Below are 17,562 nucleotides of genomic sequence, written 5' to 3' on the forward strand. Positions count from 1 at the left end.
GTCGTGAGCCAGAGTCCGCCCAGCGCACGCGGGAGCGCGACGACGTCAGGCGCGCCGCCCGGGCCCAAGGCGGGCCCCTCCGACGCGGAGCTCGTCCTGGCCGCGCGCGCGGGGGAGCGCTGGGCGCAGGAGGCGCTCTTCCTGCGGCACGTGCCGTACGTCTCGGGGATCCTCTGGCGCCTGATCCCGAACCGCGCGGACCTCGACGACGTCGTGCAGGACGTGTTCTTCACGGCGTTCGTCTCCCTCCACAGGCTCGAGAACCCCCAGGCCTTCGCCTCGTGGATCGCCTCGATGGCGGTGCGGCTCACGCACAAGCAGCTGCGGCGCCAGCGCATCGCCGAGCGGCTCGGGCTCGCGCGCCGCGGGGAGGTGTCGTTCGACGACGTCGTCGGCGCGGACTGCCCGCAGGACGTCGCCGTCGAGGTGCGGCAGCTCTACGTGCAGGTCGAGGCGCTCCCGGTCGCCGAGCGGGTCGCGCTCCTGCTCCGGCGCGTCGAGGGCATGTCGCTGGAAGAGGTCGCCGAGGCGACGGGCGCGTCGCTCGCGACGGTCAAGCGGCGCATCGCGGCCGCCGAAGAGCGCCTCTCGGCGCAGGCCGGGCGCCCGCGCAAGCCGGGCGCGTGACGACCGCTCACGGCGCGCTCGCGACCGGCGTGAAGACGAGGCGCCGATCGAGGTCTCCGGCGCCGAGCTGGCCGCGATCGTTGAGCCCGGCGCACAGGACCGCGCCGTCGCGCTTCCGCGCGCACGTGTGGTGCCGCCCGGCCGCGACCGACGCCCAGTCGGAGGCGTCGCCGACGCGCACAGGCGTCGTGTGATCGCTCATGTCGCCCAGACCGAGCTGGCCCTCCAGGTTGTAGCCCCAGCAGTAGAGCTCGCCGTTCGCGCGCACGCCGCACGTGTGGAAGGTGTCGATCGAGAAGCTCACCCAGTCGTCGAGCGCGCCGACGCGCGCCGGCGCCCGGAGGATCTCCTCGTGCCCGACGCCCGCCTCGCCGAACGAGTTCTCGCCCCAGCAGTACAGCGCGCCCTCGTGGCCTCCGCGTCCTGCGTCGCGCAGCCCGCAGGCCCCGTTCTGGCCGGTGCGGACGTCGATCCAGTCCGCGGCGTCGCCGACGCGGTGCGGATCGCGAAGCTGCAGCTCGGCGTCGTCGCCGAGGCCGAGCTCGCCCCGGGAGTTGCGCCCCCAGCAGTAGAGGTGGCCCGGCGCGCGGATACCGCAGCTGTGGCCCTGGCCGCCGTCGACGAGCGTCCAGTCGTTCGCCGACCCGACGCGCGTGGGCTGATCGCGGTCGACGCCATCCTCCGGGAAGGGATCGTCGAGGCCGAGCTGGCCCTCCTCGTTGTCGCCCCAGCACCAGAGCGCCGCATCGACGTCGACCCCGCACGTGTGCAGGTACGTGCTCCCGAGCTGCGCCATCGGCGCCGCGCTGCTGACCAACGCCGGCGTGACCTCGGAAGCAGCGGACCCGATCCCGATCTGCCCCTCGCCGTTCGCGCCCCAGCACCACAGGCTGCCGTCGAGCCGCCTCGCGCAGCTGTGGAGCTCGCCGAGGGCGCTCTCGGCCCAGCCGTCGCCCTCGACCGCAGCCGGGGTGGTCCGGTCCTCCGTGTCGCCGACGCCGAGCTGCCCCTCGTCGTTGGCCCCCCAGCAGGAGAGCCGCCCGCCCTGGATGACGCACGTGTGGTACGGGCCCGCGGCGAGGCCGTCGACGCGCAGGACGGTGTCCTCGGCAGCGCCGCCTGCGCCGGCGTCACCTGCACCGGCTCCGCCCGCACCCGCCGTTCCGGCGCCGCCTGCGCCGGCGCCACCTGCACCGGCTCCGCCCGGCCCCGCCTCGAGGACGACGCCGCTCTGGGTGCACGCCCCCACGGCGACGGCGACGGCGATCGCGCGCCACGCCTGCGGCCGCGTCGAGCGCCGTGTCAGAACACCACCCCCGCGCCCAGCGCGGCGAGCACGCCTGGGCCGCCCATGCTCGTGACGACCGCGTCGCCCGCGAGCGCCTCCACCATCATGAAGGGCGCGAGCGCGCCGACGCTCGCGCCGAAGCGCACGGGCCGCACGTCGACGTCCGCGGTCACGCCGAGCGCGGCGAACGCCGTCGGCCCTCCGAAGCGCGACGCCGACGCGCCCTCCGAAGCGCGCCCCTCGAAGAGCACGTAGCCCGCCTCGACGGCCGCCTCGAAGCCGAGCCGGGCGCGCCCCGTCCGCGCGACGTACGCCGACAGCGAGGCGCCGCCGCCCGCGGCGTGCCCGAGCACCGTCCCGAGCGCGGCGGACGCGGGCAGCGCCTCGCGCGCGTACACGAACACCGAGCCAGCAAGCCAGGGCAGCACGTCCCGCCGGAGGAGGAGCGCGCCCCCGAGCTGCACCTGGCCGCCGCCGTACGCGGCCACGGTCGCGCGCACGCCGATCTCGGTCGCGCGCCGATCCGCTCCGCCGCCCGCGCCCGGCGCCTCGCGGACCCCGCCCGCGGGCGCCCGCGCCGCCGTCGGCGCCGGCGCGGCGCTTGCCATCGCGGCCCGTCGCCTCAGCGTGGGCTCGACCCAGCTCGCCCGGAGGAGCTCGTCGGCGGCGATCGCGAGCGCGAGCGCGCGGCCGTCGTCCTTCAGCCCGGCCACGTCCACCGCGCGTTCGAGGCGCTTCTGGGTGATGGCGTCGTCGATGCGGACCGCGGCGACGCCTTCCGGCGAGATGCGGATGGTCACGCGCGCGATCGCCCGCTCGCGCCCCGCGCCGCGCGCGTCGGGCGAGGCGCCCGCCTCGAGCCGCGCGCAGAGGTCGGTGCGGGCGAGCTCGGCTGCCAGGTCCACGAAGATCGCGCGCTCGAGCTCCGGCGTCGCGCCCTCGACGAGCACGGCGATCGGCGGCGCATCGCCGCCGCAGGCGTCTCCTTCGGCGCGCGCGACCCCGGCGGTGGCGGCGAGGAGGGCCGGGAGCACGAGCCCGCGCCCCGCCGCCATCACCGCGGCGCGCAGGCGGCCTTCACGGCGGCGACGTGGACGCCGCTCGGGTAGGTCGTGAGGTAGCGACGTCGGGCCTCTTCGCACGCGGCTCGTTTCCCCTGGCCATCGTAGAGCCGGACGAGGCGGGCGAGCGCATCTTCGTGGACCGACGAGCCTGCCGCCGACGAGGCGGCGGTCTTGAGCGCGTCCTCGGCGTTCGTGCCCTGGCCTCGCTCCATCTCGATGCGGCCGAGCTCGAGCGCCGCGATCTGCGCGCGCGCGTCGCCGGGGTGCCTCGCAACGAGCTGCCGGTACAGCGTCGCGGCGCGCGCGAGATCCCCTGCCCGCCGCGCCTGGTTGGCCGCGTCGAAGAGCCTCTGCGCGGCGTCGGCGCTCGGCGCGGAGGGCGCGGCCGCTGCGCTCCCCTGCGCTGGCGCGGCAGGGGCGCCCGTGGCGAGCGGCGGGGCGGGCGGGGGCTGGGCGGGCACCGCGTCCGCGGGCGGCTCCGCCTTCGCGGGCTCGGGCCTCGTCGACCACGACTCGCCCGCGTGCAGCCGCTTCACGTCGTCGGGCCGCGCGGGGTGACGGACCTCGACGATCCCCTTCGTCACCGAGACGGTGACCTCCTCCGTCGCCCCGTCGACGGCCACGCGGAACTCGGTGCCGACGACGCGGACCTCCACGCCGCGCGCCACGACGGTGAACGACCGCGCGGCGTCGGGGACGACCTCGAAGCGGGCCGCGCCCGAGCGCAGCGCGGTCGCGACGTGGCGAGGCTCGTCGCGCTGCACCTCGAGCTCCGCGCCCTGGTCGAGCGAGATCGTCGAGCCGTCCGACAGGGACAGCACCGAGCCCATCGCCGCGACCGCGGCCGGCGGCGCGCTGGACGAGCCGCCGCGCGCCCCCACCCACAGCGCGGCCGCCCCCAGGGCGAGCGCTCCGGCGAGGGAGCCGGCCCAGAGCCACCGGCGGCCATGGCGAGCGCCCCGGGCCTCGAGCCGCTCCTCGATGCGCTGCCACTGACGCGCCACGCTCCCCTGGGTGAGGGGCGGTCGCACCCAGGCGCGGAGGGGCGGCTCGGGGTTCATGCTCACTATGTACCCCGACGGGCCGGGAATGGCTCAGCCGGCGGAAGCGAGCTCGGGCGCGCTCCCACGTGGAGCCGCCGGGACGAGGGGCGCGCCGGCGGCGGCGCTCAGGGCAGGTTCGCCAGCGGGTCCGTCTTGCCGACGCCCGCGTGCTCCAGGACGAGCGCCTTGACGGCGGCCGCGCGGTCGAGCGGGTACTCGTACGGCGCGGTCCAGGAGCAGTCTTCACCCGACTCCTGTGTCCCCGTGGTCTGCTCGAACACGTTGTCGATGCGGTGCGTACCGCCGGCCGGGCTGTCCAGGGTGGTGATGGGGTTCTGCACCTTGTAGAAGTGATTGCCCTCCACCCTCAGGCAGGCGCCGACCCGCGAGTTCACCCCCGACGTGGGGACGTCCTCGAAGTAGTTGTTGAAGACGTGCCCGTTGCCGCCGCGATAGCTCGGGACGCGGGAGTTCACGTTGCGGAAGCGGTTGTGATGGAAGGTGATGCGGCGGTCGCTGTCGTCGTTGTCCGACGAGCCGACCAGCATGCCCTTCCAGTGGTCGTGCAGGTAGCTCCACGAGATCGTGATGTTCGAGGACTCGTGGGTCGCGTCGATGAGACCATCGTACTTGTCCTTGTCGGAGTTCACGGCGGGAGACTCGGCCCAGAGCTCGCAGTGGTCGATCCAGACGTTGTGGCTCTCGTCCATGTGGATGCCGTCGCCGTTGCCGCTGCTGGCCAGCACGTGGTGGATCTTCAGGTTGCGGACGATGATGTTGGAGGCCCTCCTCAGATTGAGCCCGATCCCCTCCAGCTCTCCGCTCGACCCGACCCCCACGAGGGTCTTGTCAGAGGTGACGTCCACGTCGTCGCCGCTGCCGCTGATCTTGCCGGTGATCTGGATGATCACGGCGCCGTCCCTCGCGGCCTCCCTCCTCAGGGCGTCGAGCGAGCTCACGGAGACGACCTCTCCGCCCTTGCCGCCGGTGGTGCCGTCGCCGGTCGTGGCATAGCCGTAGAGCCTGAAGTCGACCGCGCCGGTGTCGCCGCCGCCGGCGCCGCTGCCTGAGCCGCCCGCGCCGCTGCCGGAGCCGCCGGTGCCTTCGTCCGAGCCGCCCGCGCCGCTGCTGGAGCCGCCGGTGCCTTCGTCCGAGCCGCCCTCACCGCTGCCGGAGCCGCCCTCACCGCTGCCGGAGCCCCCGGTCCCGCCGCTGGAGCTGCCCGCGCCGCTGCCCGCGCCGGTCCCACCGGTCCCGGCGGCGCCGACGCTCGCCGTGGAGCCTGCGCTCCCGCTGCTCGTCGGCTGCCCCGCATCGTCTTCCGGCTCTGACGTCTCCGAGCCGCATCCGACCACCGAAACGCCGAGGATGCCGAGCGCGATCAGCGCAGCCCAAGCGACTCGAGATTCGCACTTCATGAGCAAGTCACCTTTCCGTGATGAGCCAAGGCCAAGCAGCTCGCGCGACGCGGGCGGAGGCGCCGGACAGCACACAAGCCGTTCGCTGGAGCTTCACAGCAACGCACATGCCATCAGCTCAGGACGAACCAGCCCTGTCTGGATCTCACGGTTTCACCGCATTTCCCGCAGGGATCTCTGCCGCGCCGCGCCTCTCCCCCGGAGCTCCCGGGCAGGCGCCGCGACCGAGGCTGTCAACCACGGGTTGACACGGTGGACACGTGCAACACCGCGTCATCAGCCCCGGCGCTGCACGAGGCCCGCGATATCGAGCGCCGCTGCGTGGTCCCGTGCTCGGCTCCGCGGCTCCTCCCGGAGATCAGGGGCCGATTCGAACGAGCTCGACCCAGTCGAGCCTCGCCGCGTCCTCGCGGCACCCGAACGAGACGATGTGCATCCCGGGATCGAGCGGGAACTTGAGCAGCAGCCCTGTCTCGTCCTCCGAGTCGTGAACGTAATCCTCGTGGAACGCGGTCCCGTTGAAGTCGTACCTGGTTCCGAGCTCCGGCTGATGGTCCATCCGGACCAGGAACGAGTTGTCCGTGCTCTCGTCGGGCCCCGTGGCGACCCTGGCCCTGATCTGGTACGTGCCGGCCTCACCGATCTCGAACGAGCAGTCGACCCGGTCGCTCTCGCAATTCGCCTCCTCGGGGACCGCCACGTACGTCCCGCCGCTCGCCAGCGGGTCGTCCACGCGCTCGAAGCGGCCGGAGAGCTCGCAGTCCTCGGCCTCGATCCTGATCCTGAACGAGCTGCTCCCCCCTCCCGTGGGCGCCGACGAGGCGTCCCACGCGGCGGACAACCCCTCCAGCGAGCACGCGCAGGCCAGCACCGGCAAGAGCGCCCCCCAGCGCCCCCATCGCGCTGCACGCGCGGCGGCCTCCGTCGCGAGCGCCGTGGGAGCCTCCCCCACGCCGCAGCCCGCGCGAGGTCTCGTGTCCGCCTCAGGTCCCGAGCTCTCGTTCATCTCCCACGACGCTAGCAAGACGCGCACCGGCGGCGCGGCACAACTTGTCGAGCCGGCGCGATTCACACGGGGCGCGCGATTCACGCGATTCACGCGATTCACGCGTGGCGCGCGGACGTCAGAAGCACGCCCCGCGCGTGTCAGCGCGCGGCGGGACGCGCGTAGTCCTGCGCGCGGAAGAGCACCCCGTGGACCTCGCCGTCGACCAGCGCCGGGACGAGCGCCCCAGGCAGCACCGACTCGACGTCGTTCGGCGCATTCGGCCCGCCGAGATCGGTCCGCAGCCACCCCGGGTCGAGGAGGTTCATCAGCACGCCCGTGCCACGGAGCGAAGGCGCCATGTCGCGCACGAACTTGTCGAGCGCGGCCTTCGACGCCGCGTAGGCCATCAGCTCGGGCTGATCCTGGATCCCGGAGGTCACCTGCACGATTCGCCCGAACCGCCGCTCCAGCATCGTCGGCAGCAGCCGGTACGTGATCCGTATCGGGCTGATGACGTTCACCTCGAAGCTGAGCCGGTAATCGTCCGCCGGCGTCTGCAGGTGCGAGGCGCGGAACGGCGTCATGATGGCGGCGTTGTTGAACAGGAGGTCGATCCCGCCCGACGCCGCGATGGCGTCGTCCAGCATGCGGTCGACCGCCGCCTGATCCGACAGCTCGCCCGAGACGGCGCTCACCCGGATCCCCTTGCCGGCGAGCTCCCCTTCGAGCTCGCGCGTGTGCGCCGCGTCGCGGCTGTGCAGGACGACGTTGCAGCCGAGGTCCGCGAGGCCGCGCGCGATCCGCTTTCCGATACCCCGGCTCGCGCCGGTGACCAGCGCCCACTTTCCACGAATTTCAAGCGTCATGGCGGCCTCTTATGGCAGAGGCCGTCCGGCCTGGCAGCTCGAAAAGCGCTGCGGCGGTCGCAGGCGCCGCGGGGACGCCGCTCCGGCTGGCGCCGCGCGCGCCGGCTCCTACGCCCGGCGCCGCGGGCCTCCACGCGCGCGCCTCCGGCTGACCTCCAGGCCGCGGCCGAGGCTGCGCAGGACGAGCAGCTCCTCGCCGAGGTCGACGTCGACGAGCGCGCGCGCGACCTCCGGGCGGACGCCGGTGAGGATCGGCCTGGAGCCGAGCAGCTGGATCGCGTGCGCCAGCCGCTCCAGGGCCGCGGCGCCGTCCGGATCGAGCGCCTCCGCGCCGGTGACGTCGAGGACCACGTGGGACGCCCGCTGCGCCACGATCGCGGGGAGGAGCCTCTCTCCGAGCTCGCCGCCGCGCTCCGCGTCGAGCCGCCCGATGAGCGGCACCGCGAGCGTGCCCCGGCCGACGTCGAGGATCGGCGCGGAGAGGTTCAGGATCTGCCGCCGTTGCTCCTCCACGAGGGCGAGCGAGCGGTTCAGCTGGTCGATGAGCCGGCCCTGCTCCTCGACCTGCCCCTCGGCGCGCCGCTGCGCCGTGACGTCGAGCTGCTGCACGAGCACCGCGCGCGCGCCGGTCACGGGATCGGTCGTGGGGCGCGCTTCCACCTGGTGCCACCGCTCGCCGTCGGTCGTGACGACCCGCACCTCCCCTGCCCACGCCGCCTCGGCGTCGATCGCGCCGCGGACCGCCGCGCTCACGCCCTCGTCCGGGAACGCCGCGTCGATCGTCGGCGCGTCGCCGAGGGCGCGCAGGGCCGCGGGGTTGTGGAAGAGCACCTTCCCCTCCCGGTCGACGAGGCTGACCAGCACCGACGAGTGCCGGACCGCCTCCACGCCGCGCACCATCGAGGCGCCGACGCTGGCGGCCTCGGGGAGCGCCTGGAACAGGATCGCGAGCCGCCCGTCATCGAGGTCGATCGGCTGCCCGTGGAGCGTCACGGTCGCGGGCGTCCCGCGCGGGTAGAGCGTCCAGTCCTCCAGCACCGTCCCCCCTTCCGCGAGGACGCGGAGGTAGCCGTCGAGCCGCGCGCGGACGGCCGGCGACAGGTCCGAGAGGTCGCGGGAGAGCAGCTCGGCGCGATCCGCCGCGCGCCAGAACTCGACGGCCTTCGCGTTGCCCCATGCGAACCGGTACCGGCCGTGGTCGTAGACCCAGGTCGGCAGGACGGACAGATCGAGCGCCGACAGGCGCTGGTCGAGGGACGTCATGTCGTGGCGGCACGTCATACGACGCCCCCGTCCGTCCTGCACGCCCCTTGACGTCTCTTCACCGGCGCGGCCGGCGCGCGCGGACGCTCAGCGGGTGATCTGCCACAAGAGATCGAGCAGCTCCTGCACGGCGGCCCGCCGGCCTTCCCAGCGGGATTCCCAGGACGAGGCAGCCACGACGGCGCTCGCCCGACGCGCCGCCTCCCTGGCGATCTCGGCCTCCCGGCGCGACCGCGCCTCTTCCTCGATCTGCTGCTGCCGCGCCCTCGCGGTGCCGCCCGACGCGGCGAAGGCGAGGAGCTGCGGGAGCTCGCCCCGGTCGAACCAGGTGCCGTGTTCCCTGCAGATGTCGACGATGATGCCGCTCTTGCCGGCGAAGTTCTTGCGGTTCATCCGCTGGCCGCACGCCGGGCACCGGACGTAGCGCACGCGGACGTCGACGTGCTCCGGCCGCCGCGGCGGCCTCGGCGCGCTCGCCCCATAGCTCTCCCGGCGCTCCAGGAGGTCCAGCAAGAGCGCGTGGTCGACGAGCTGGCCGCCGCACCGGCCGCAGTCGCGCAGGAGGCCGGCCGCGGCGCGGAACGCCGAGAAGGGCACGCCGCAATCGGAGCAGAGGAGCGCGTCGGGCTCGGGGATGGGCTCCAGGCCGAGCTCGTGCCCGCACCCGTCGCAGCGCTCCGCGTCGGGGAGGTTCAGCTGGTAGCAGCCGCCGCAGCGCACGGTGGCGAGCGGCCCCTGGCACCCGGGGTAACAGCGCCCCTCCGCGTTGATCAGGAGGCCGCATCGCGGGCACGTGCTGCGATCGGCGCGCACCCTGGGAGTCTAGACGCCCAGCGCGCTCACGAGAAGCGCCGCGACAGGCGCCCTCGCTCCGGGCGCCGGCGCCACCTTCAAAGCGCCGGACGGATGATCGGGCTCAGCGCTGCCTGGCGGGGCGCATCCAGGGATGGGGATGGGAGCTCCGGGGGCGGCTGTGCGGCGGCGCGCTGGACCGGCGCACCTGCTTTCCGAGCTCCTCGAGGAGAACTCCCACGGCGGCGTCGTCGTCCTGAAGCACGACGACATGGTCGTTGTTCTCCTCACGCAGGAGCCGGTTCACCTGGAGGGCGCCGACCGCCGTCCGCACGACGATGGCGACGCACGCGAACTCGCTGACGAGCATGCTGCGCGTGCGCATCGTCGCGGCCTCGAACGCCGGATCGTTGTTCATGGGCGCCCGGCGGAGGTCGAGCAGGTGGCCGAGGCACCAGCGATCGAGCGACTCGTAGACCTTGAGCGCTTCGGAGTGGACCCGGATGAAATCGTCGGGAGACGGATAGGGGACCTCGGAGCGGGTGCTGCGGACGATCGACATCTCCTGATCGAGGGTGACCGTCAGGTGGTCGTTCTGCAGCAGGACATCCATCCCACCACAGGATAGCGAGCCGGCGGCGCGCCGGCACTGAAAAGCAATGGCGAGCTCAGCGCTGCGCCGACAAATGCTGCGTGATCGGCCAGAACGGACCGCCGCGCAGCGACGTGGGTTCAGGTGGGCGTGGAGCGATGAGCGGCCCAGAACCAGCGGAGTCTGCATTCCCTCGCGATGGGCGCGGGCAGCGGGAACGAGTCTCCTTCAGGCCAGCGAGTTCGGTCCTCGGGACGACGACCGGCGATCATGTGTCTTGGTCATGTTGGTTGATCGTCCCGCACGCCCGAGACTCGCGCCTTCAACCCGTGCCGCCCCCATTGCCGCTCACTCGAACCGCAGCGCCTCCACCGGATCGAGCCTCGACGCGCGCCTCGCCGGCCCCACGCCGAACGTGATCCCGATGAGGATCGACACCCCGAGCGCCAGCCCGACCGCGTACGTCGGCACGATGGTGGCCCACTCCCCGAACCGCGACAGCAGCACCGCCGCCCCGTACCCGAGGCCCACCCCGGCCACGCCGCCCGCGAGCGACACGACGACCGCCTCGACAAGGAACTGCCGCAGGATGTCCCCGCGCCGCGCCCCCACCGCCATCCGCACGCCGATCTCGCGCGTCCGCTCCCGCACCGAGACCAGCATGATGTTCATGATCCCGATGCCCCCCACGATCAGCGACACCGCCGCCACGCTGCCGAGCAGCATCGTGAAGGTGCCCGTGATCTGCCCCATCGTCGCCAGCATCTCGGCCTGCGACCGCACCTCGAAATCGCTCGGCTGATCCGCGCGCAGCCGGTGGCGCAGGCGCAGCAGCTGCTCCAGCTGCGCGATCACCATGTCGGACCGATCCTCGCTCGCCAGCTGCAGCGAGATCGTCGACAGGTGATCCTGCCCGAACAGCACCGACCGGTGCGTCGACAGCGGCACGAACACCCCGTCGTCCGGCGAGCCCATGCCCGACCCCTTCTCCGCCAGCACCCCGACCACCCGGAACGCATTCCCGTTGATCTGGAGCCGCGTCCCGAGCGGCGAGGCGCTCACGTTGGCCGCATAGAGCTGCCGCGCCACGTTCGCCCCGAGCACGACAACGCGCGCCCGCTGCTGCTCGTCCAGGTCGGAGAACGAGACGCCGCTCGCCACCGAGAGCGAGCGGACCTCGAGGTACGCCGGCGTGATCCCCGTCACGGACGCGTTCAGGTTGCTCGCCATGTACCGCAGCTGCGCGCTGCCGCTCCGCTCCGGCGCGATCGCCGCCACGCCGTCGAGCCCCTTGAGCGCCTCGGCGTCGTCCACGGTCAGCGTCTTCACCGTGCCCGACCGGACCCCGCTCGCCGACGCGGACCCCGGGCGCACCATCAGCAGGTTCGCGCCGAGCGACCGGATCCGCCCCTCGACGCTGCTGCGCGCGCCCTCCCCGATCCCGAGCACCGCCACGACCGCCGCGGTCCCGATGATCATGCCGAGCATCGTCAGCAGCGTGCGCAGGCGGTTCGAGGCGAGCGAGCGCCACGCGCTCTTCGCCGTCTCCTTGATCAGCATGCCGCCTCCATCTCGCCCGCGTGGAACGCCGACACCACGTCGGCCGAAGGCCCGTCGGCCACGATGTGCCCGTCCCTCATGTGGATGGCGCGCGAGAGCGACCGCGCCACGGCGAGGTCGTGGGTCACCATGATCAGCGTCGTCCCGTCCGCGTTCAGCGACAGGAGCAGCTCCAGCACGTCGCGCCCCGTCTTGCTGTCGAGCGCGCCCGTCGGCTCGTCGCACAGCAGGATCGACGGCCGCGTCACGAACGCCCGCGCGATCGCCACGCGCTGCCGCTGCCCGCCGGAGAGCTCCGACGGCAGGTGCCGCGCGCGCGCCGCGAGCCCCACGCGCTCGAGCGCGCCCTCCGCGAGCGCGCGGCTGTTCTTCACCGCCCCGTAGAGCAGCGGCAGCTCGACGTTCTCCGCCGCCGTCATCCGCGGCAGCAGGTTGAAGCTCTGGAACACGAACCCGATGTGGCGGTTCCTGAGCGCCGCGAGCTCGTCGTCGTCGAGCTCCGCCACGTTGCGCCCCCCGAGCCGGTACGTGCCCTCCGTCGGCCGATCCAGGCACCCGAGGATGTTCAGCAGGCTCGACTTCCCGCAGCCGGAGGGCCCGATGATCGCCACCGACTCGCCCCGGCGCACCTCGAAGCCGATCCGGTCGACCGCCCGCACCGCGAGGTCCTCGCGATCGGCGTGGTACACCTTCGAGAGCCCGCTCACGAGGACCGGGACGTCCATCTCAGCGCCCCCCTCGGCCGGCGCCCATCCCCATGCCCATCCCCCGCATCGGGTTCTGGCCGCCGCCCTGCCGCTGCCCCTGCCCCTGGCCCTGCGGCCCCGCCGCGCTCGAGACGGGCGCGCTCGCGAGCACGTCGTCGCCCTCGCTCAGCCCCTCGGTCACGACCATCTGCGAGCCGTCCGTCGCCCCGGTCTGGATCGGCCGCTCCTCGCCGCTCGCGAGCCGCACGAACCGCCGCTTGCCCTGCGACTGCACGGCCAGGAGCGGCACGAGCAGCACGTCCTTCTGCTCCGCGGTCACGATCTCCACGTCCGCGCTCATCCCCGACCGGAGCAGCGACGCGTCCTTGTCCTTGACGACGATCTCGACGTCGAACGTAACGACGCTCGACACCTCCTTGCCGAGCGGGCTCACGCGGTCGACAACGCCCTGGAACACCCGGTCCCCGTAGGCGTCGACGCGGATGTCGACCCGCTGGCCCGGCGCGACGCGCCCGATCTGCGCCTCGTCGATCGCGCCGACGATGCGCAGGTTCGACAGATCGGCGAGCGTCATCACGGCGCTGCCGCCGCTCACGTTGGTGAGCGCCGACGACACGAGCGTCCCCTTCTCCACGGCCACGTCGAGCACCGTCCCGGCGATCGGCGCGTAGATCTGCGTCTCCTTCAGCCGCGTCTCGGCGTCCTGCACCGCCAGCTCGGCCGCCTTGAGCTGCGCCTGCGTCGAGCTCAGCTGCGCCCGCCGCAGCGTGATGTTGGCGCCCGCGACCTTCGTCGAGTGCGCCGCCGTGCGGGCCGCGTCGGTCGGCCCGAGGCCCATCTCGGCGCTCTTCTCGGCGACCTCCTGGCTCGCCTGGCTGTTCTTGCGCTCGAGCTCGGCGACCGCGACCGACGCGTTCGCCGCGGCGAGATCGGCCTTCACCCGGTCGCGCGCCACGCGCGCCTCGGCGAGGTCGCGCTCCGCGTCCGTCGGGTCCAGGCGCACGAGGAGCTGCCCCGCCTCGACCGTATCGCCCTCCTTCACGAGGACCTCGATGACCTGCCCCGGGGCGCGCGATTTCACCTCGACCTGCACGTCGGGCTCGATCTTCCCGGACGCGGCCGCGGTCTCGGTCAGGCTCCCGCGGCGGATCTCGACGGTGGGGCCGGCGGGGGTCTTCTCGGGCTGCTTGTACCAGGCGTACCCGCCGATCGCGAAGCTCGCCACGAGCACCGCGGCCACGCCGGACATCAGGTAGCGCTTCTTGTTCCTGTTCATGACGACCTCCTGGGCAGCACCGACGCGAAGCGGACGAGCAGCGCGCCCGTCTCGTGATCGAGCTGGAGGCGCGACGTCAGCTCCGTCACCGCCGCCCGCAGCCTGCGGAGCTCCGCCTCTCTCCGCGTCTGCTCCGCCTGCACCACGTCCGCCGACGTCGCGGTCCCGAGCGAGAGCCGCTGGCGCTCGGCCTCGGCCAGCTCGCCCGCCATGCGCGCCGTCTCGGTGGCCAGCGCGACCTGCTCGGCCGCGGCCTCGAGGCTCGCGCGCAGCGAGCTCACGTCGGCCGCGATCGCCTCGGCGCGCGCCTGGTACCGCGCCTCCGCGGCCGCGAGCTGCGTGCGCGCGCGGGCCGCGTCCGCGGACGCCCTGCCGCCGCCGATCGGCAGCTCGACCTCGATCCCGCCCAGCACCCCGAACGCGGGCCGGCCGCCCGGCAGCGAGAGCCCCGGCAGGCCGTCGCGCACCCACTGCCCATCCATCGAGGCCGTCGCGAACAGGTCGAGGCGGATCTGGTCCGCGTCCTCCGCCGCGCTCACCCGCGCGCGCTGCGCGTCGAGGTCGGCGCGCAGGGCCGCGAGCTCCAGCGACCGCTCGCTCGCCGCGCGCACGAGCGCGTCGGCCGACGGCAGGGCCCCGAGGGACGGCGGCGCGCCGGTCGGGGCGAGCGACGCCGCGCTCGCCGGGGCCATGCCGAGCGCGCGCCCGAGCGCGATCGCCCGCGCCGCGCGCGTCGCCCGCGCCTGCGACAGCGCGTCCGCGATCGACGCGGCCGAGGTCGAGAAGCGCAGGACGTCCACCTTCGTGCCGGTGCCGAGGGTCTCGGCGCGCGCCTTCGCGTCGGCGAGCAGCCGCTCTGCGGCCGCGAGCGCCTGCTCCTGCACGAGGATCGCCTGCTCCGCGTACCAGAGCTCCCAGTACGCCCCGAGCACGTCGAGCGCGGTCTGGCTCGCGGCGAGCTCGCGCTCCTGCTCCGCGGCGACGGCCGACGCCTGCGCCTGCGCGTAGGGCGCGAGGACCGCGTCGGTCCCGGCCCCCCGCAGCAGCGGCTGCCGCGCCGAGACGTAGGCCTGAGCGCCGTAGTTCGGCCCCGGGGTCCCGTCCGCGGGCGAGCGCGCCGACGCGCCCACCTCGAGGCTCGTCCCGACGTCGGTCGTGTACCGCAGCGCCGCGTTCGACGCGACGGACGTGCCGCCAGAGCGCTGGAGCGCGCCGGCTCCATTGCCCGGCGCGCCTCCGTTGGCGTCGGCGACCCTGCCATAGCTCTCCTGGTACTGTCCGGTCACCGAGGCCGAGAGCGTGGGCATGCGGGCGCCCTCCTCGGCGGCGACGGCCTGCCGCGCCGCGGTGGCCTCGAGCAGCGCCGCGCGGAGGGACGGGTTCTGGGAGGCCGCGCGGCGGACCGCCTCCTCGGCGGTGAGCGTCTCGGCGCGCGCCGCGACGCTCAGCGAGCACGTGGCGGCGAGGGCGAGAGACGCCAGCCACGGCAAGCGAATCGAGCGAGTGAACGTCATGCACCGCAAGCTAAAGGGCAGTGTCTCAAGAGGTGTCCTGGTCGTGTAAAGATTCGTCAAGACGCCTCTTGACCAGGCCTTACACGGCGGTGCGACAGCCGCGCTACAGTCGCGACATGGCGGATCCGCCCCAGATCCTGGTCATCGACGACGACGCCGAGCTCTGCGAGCTCCTGGCCGAGCTGCTCGGTCAGGAGGGTTACGCCGTGGAGAGCGCGCGCGACGCGATCTCCGGCCTCGCGCGCGCGCAGGAGGAGAAGGAGAGGCCGTTCACGCTCGTGGTGCTCGACGTGATGCTGCCTGGGCTCAACGGGTTCGAGGTCCTCACGCGGCTGCGGCAGAGCTCGCGGGTCCCCGTCCTGATGCTCACCGCGCGAGGCGAGGACGTCGACCGCATCGTCGGCCTCGAGATGGGCGCCGACGACTACCTCCCGAAGCCGTTCAACCCGCGCGAGCTGGTCGCCCGCGTGCGCGCGCTCCACCGGCGCGCCTCTCACGCTGGCGCGGCGGCTGGGCCGGGCGCGGCGGCCGGTCCTTCCGCCGCGGAGGCGCAGGGCGCGCTGACGGTCGACGATCTCGAGGTGCTCCCCGCCGCGCGGCGCGTCCGTGTCCGCGGCGAGGAGGTCCGGCTCACCACGGCCGAATTCGACCTGCTCGAGGTCCTGGCGCGGCAGGCGGGGACGGTGGTCTCGCGCGAGGATCTCGCGCGGCGCGTCCTCGGACGCCGGCTCGCGGCGTACGACCGCGGCATCGACATGCACGTCTCGAACCTCCGCCGCAAGCTCGGGCCCGGGCCTGGCGGCGGCGAGCGCATCAAGACGGTCCGCAACGCGGGCTACATCCTCGCGCGGGAGCGCGCGTGAAGCGCTTCCTCCCCGGAGGGCGGCCGTGAAGAGCCTCTTTTTGCGCCTCCTCGTCTCGCTGTGGCTCGCCATGGCGCTGCTCGTCGGCCTGCTCGCGGTGATCCACGGCTGGGCGTTCTCCGCCGAGCCGAGCGGGCTGCGCCGCCGCCTGAACACGCGCAGCGTCGAGCTCCGGGCGGAGGGCGCGCTCGCCTGCGCGCGGGAAGGGCTCCCCGGCTGCGAGCAGCGCCTCGCGCCGCTCGATCCGCGGGATCAGCGCGTCGCGGTCTACCGGGCCGGCGCGCTCGTGATGGGCGAGCCCGTCGAGGGCGCGCCGCTCGCCGAGGACAGGGCGAGGCGCTCGGCCGACGGCATCGCCATCGAGGTCGGCGAGGAGCGGGAGCTCGTCGCGGTCGTCCTGCGCCGCGACCCTGCCCTCGCCGCGGTCGCGGCCGGTCCGGTCCGGTCGCCGTGGATGTTCTTCATCGTGCCGGAGACGTTGCCCCAGCGGCTCCTCGCGATCGTCGCCGTCACCGGGCTCGTCGCGGTGCTCCTCGCGCGGTACCTGTCCCGTCCGATCCGCATCCTGCGCGGCGCCACCCAGCGGATGGCCGCGGGCGATCTCTCGGTGCGCGTCGCGCAGAAGCTCGCGGGCGCGGACGGCGAGACGCTGGCGCTCGGGCGCGACATGGACCGGATGGCCGAGCGCATCGACGAGCTCCTGGAGACGCAGCGCCGGCTCCTGCGCGACGTCTCTCACGAGCTCCGGTCGCCGCTCGCGCGGCTCAACATCGCGCTCGAGCTCGTCCGCCGGCGCTCGCCGCCGGACGTGGAGCCTGCGTTCGATCGGATCGAGCGGGAGACGGAGCGGCTCAACGGGATGATCGGCGAGCTGCTCACGCTGAGCCGCCTGGAGTCGGGCCGGGGCATGGAGCGCACCGAGCGGGTCGATCTCGCGGCGCTCCTGGAGCAGCTGGTCGAGGACGCCGCGTTCGAGGCCGAGCAGCGGGGTTGCTCGGTCGAGCTCGGGGCGCGCGACGCGTGCTCGCTGGACGGGAACGAGGAGCTCCTCCGGCGCGCCATCGAGAACGTCGTGCGCAACGCGGTGCGCTTCACCGAGCCGGGCACCGCGGTCCGCGTCGATCTCGAGTGCTCCGGCGGGACGGCCGAGGTGCGCGTCCGCGATCGTGGTCCAGGCGTCCCGGAGGGCGCGCTCGCGGACATCTGGAGGCCGTTCTACCGGGTCGACGACCACAGGGCGCGCGGCGCGGGCGGCACGGGGATCGGGCTGGCCATCACGCAGCGGGCGGTGCGGATCCACGGCGGCGAGGTCGAGGCGAGGAACGCGGACGGCGGCGGGCTCGAGGTCGCGCTGCGGCTGCCGGTCGGCGCGGGGGGCTGAGCGGGGGGCTGGCGGGCTGGATCGACCCGCCCCCCCTCCGAGGCCGTCCTTTTCGATCCCAGATCGATCGGCCCCCCTCCCGAGCCGGCCCCGCCACGTCGCGACCTCTCCGCGCCGCCTTCCGAGGCCTCCTCTCTCGGTCCCGCACCAACCCGCCCCCCTGCCGAGGCGACGCCGCCACGTCGCGACCTCTCCGCGCCGCCTTCCGAAGCCTCCTCTCTCGGTCCCACACCGACCCGCCCGCCTTCCAAGGCGATATCCCGCACGAGACGCCCCCTCCAGGCCCGCTCCCGTACCCTCCCTCCATTCCGGACGATTCA

16 protein-coding genes are annotated in these 17,562 nt (G+C 73.9%); 3 read left to right on the forward strand and 13 right to left on the reverse strand.

Features of this window, described 5'->3' with window-relative positions; translation table 11 throughout:
- The first annotated feature begins 3 nt into the window (after nucleotides 1–3).
- A complete protein-coding gene (locus tag WMF39_RS26255) occupies nucleotides 4–627 on the forward strand; it encodes an RNA polymerase sigma factor (protein WP_437739220.1) in 624 nt (207 codons plus the stop codon).
- Between the two features lie 7 nt (nucleotides 628–634).
- Here the strand turns inward: WMF39_RS26255 and WMF39_RS26260 are convergent, their stop codons facing one another.
- The 13 genes from WMF39_RS26260 to WMF39_RS26320 all read right to left on the reverse strand — a co-directional run bounded on the left by WMF39_RS26260 (nucleotide 635) and on the right by WMF39_RS26320 (nucleotide 14,998).
- Nucleotides 635–1,876, reverse strand: coding sequence for an RCC1 domain-containing protein (locus tag WMF39_RS26260; protein WP_437739221.1), 1,242 nt, complete (start codon nucleotides 1,874–1,876; stop codon nucleotides 635–637).
- Nucleotides 1,877–1,929: 53 nt separating this feature from the next.
- The gene (locus WMF39_RS26265; protein WP_437739222.1) at nucleotides 1,930–2,973 is read right to left on the reverse strand and encodes a hypothetical protein; all 1,044 of its coding nucleotides are present in this window, start codon (nucleotides 2,971–2,973) and stop codon (nucleotides 1,930–1,932) included.
- Nucleotides 2,970–4,040 carry a FecR domain-containing protein gene (locus tag WMF39_RS26270; RefSeq protein ID WP_437739223.1) on the reverse strand — a complete coding sequence of 357 codons (1,071 nt, stop codon included), beginning with the start codon at nucleotides 4,038–4,040 and terminating at the stop codon, nucleotides 2,970–2,972. Before WMF39_RS26270 ends, WMF39_RS26265 begins: the two co-directional genes overlap by 4 nt.
- 107 nt (nucleotides 4,041–4,147) lie before the next feature.
- Nucleotides 4,148–5,440, reverse strand: a complete 1,293-nt coding sequence (locus tag WMF39_RS26275) for a pectate lyase family protein (RefSeq protein WP_437739224.1) — start codon at nucleotides 5,438–5,440, stop codon at nucleotides 4,148–4,150.
- Nucleotides 5,441–5,798: 358 nt separating this feature from the next.
- Nucleotides 5,799–6,392: a hypothetical protein gene (locus WMF39_RS26280; protein WP_437739225.1), complete on the reverse strand. Its 594-nt coding sequence runs from the start codon at nucleotides 6,390–6,392 to the stop codon at nucleotides 5,799–5,801.
- 194 nt (nucleotides 6,393–6,586) lie between these two features.
- A complete protein-coding gene (locus WMF39_RS26285) occupies nucleotides 6,587–7,294 on the reverse strand; it encodes an SDR family NAD(P)-dependent oxidoreductase (RefSeq protein WP_437739226.1) in 708 nt (235 codons plus the stop codon).
- A 108-nt stretch (nucleotides 7,295–7,402) separates the two neighbouring features.
- On the reverse strand, nucleotides 7,403–8,557 hold the full coding sequence (locus WMF39_RS26290) for a PAS domain-containing protein (protein ID WP_437739227.1): 1,155 nt from the start codon (nucleotides 8,555–8,557) through the stop codon (nucleotides 7,403–7,405).
- Nucleotides 8,558–8,644: 87 nt separating this feature from the next.
- The gene (locus WMF39_RS26295) at nucleotides 8,645–9,370 is read right to left on the reverse strand and encodes a zf-TFIIB domain-containing protein (protein ID WP_437739228.1); all 726 of its coding nucleotides are present in this window, start codon (nucleotides 9,368–9,370) and stop codon (nucleotides 8,645–8,647) included.
- 103 nt (nucleotides 9,371–9,473) lie between these two features.
- Nucleotides 9,474–9,962, reverse strand: coding sequence for a hypothetical protein (locus tag WMF39_RS26300; protein WP_437739229.1), 489 nt, complete (start codon nucleotides 9,960–9,962; stop codon nucleotides 9,474–9,476).
- Between the two features lie 327 nt (nucleotides 9,963–10,289).
- Entirely contained in the window at nucleotides 10,290–11,501 is a 1,212-nt protein-coding gene (locus WMF39_RS26305; protein WP_437739230.1) for an ABC transporter permease, read from the reverse strand.
- Nucleotides 11,495–12,226 carry an ABC transporter ATP-binding protein gene (locus WMF39_RS26310; protein WP_437739231.1) on the reverse strand — a complete coding sequence of 244 codons (732 nt, stop codon included), beginning with the start codon at nucleotides 12,224–12,226 and terminating at the stop codon, nucleotides 11,495–11,497. Before WMF39_RS26310 ends, WMF39_RS26305 begins: the two co-directional genes overlap by 7 nt.
- A gap of 1 nt (nucleotide 12,227) precedes the next feature.
- Nucleotides 12,228–13,484: an efflux RND transporter periplasmic adaptor subunit gene (locus tag WMF39_RS26315; protein WP_437739232.1), complete on the reverse strand. Its 1,257-nt coding sequence runs from the start codon at nucleotides 13,482–13,484 to the stop codon at nucleotides 12,228–12,230.
- Complete coding sequence (locus WMF39_RS26320; RefSeq protein ID WP_437739233.1) at nucleotides 13,481–14,998, reverse strand: TolC family protein; 1,518 nt, start codon at nucleotides 14,996–14,998, stop codon at nucleotides 13,481–13,483. Before WMF39_RS26320 ends, WMF39_RS26315 begins: the two co-directional genes overlap by 4 nt.
- A 116-nt stretch (nucleotides 14,999–15,114) precedes the next feature.
- Here WMF39_RS26320 and WMF39_RS26325 point away from each other — a divergent pair, with 116 nt between their 5' ends.
- Nucleotides 15,115–15,861 (forward strand): response regulator transcription factor, encoded by a 747-nt coding sequence (locus tag WMF39_RS26325; RefSeq protein WP_437739234.1) that lies wholly within the window; start codon nucleotides 15,115–15,117, stop codon nucleotides 15,859–15,861.
- Between the two features lie 25 nt (nucleotides 15,862–15,886).
- A complete protein-coding gene (locus WMF39_RS26330) occupies nucleotides 15,887–17,242 on the forward strand; it encodes an ATP-binding protein (RefSeq protein WP_437739235.1) in 1,356 nt (451 codons plus the stop codon).
- The last annotated feature ends 320 nt before the right edge of the window (nucleotides 17,243–17,562 follow it).

The sequence above is a fragment of the Sorangium sp. So ce1504 genome (assembly GCF_051521635.1).
GTDB classification, from domain to species: domain Bacteria; phylum Myxococcota_A; class Polyangia; order Polyangiales; family Polyangiaceae; genus Sorangium; species Sorangium cellulosum_B.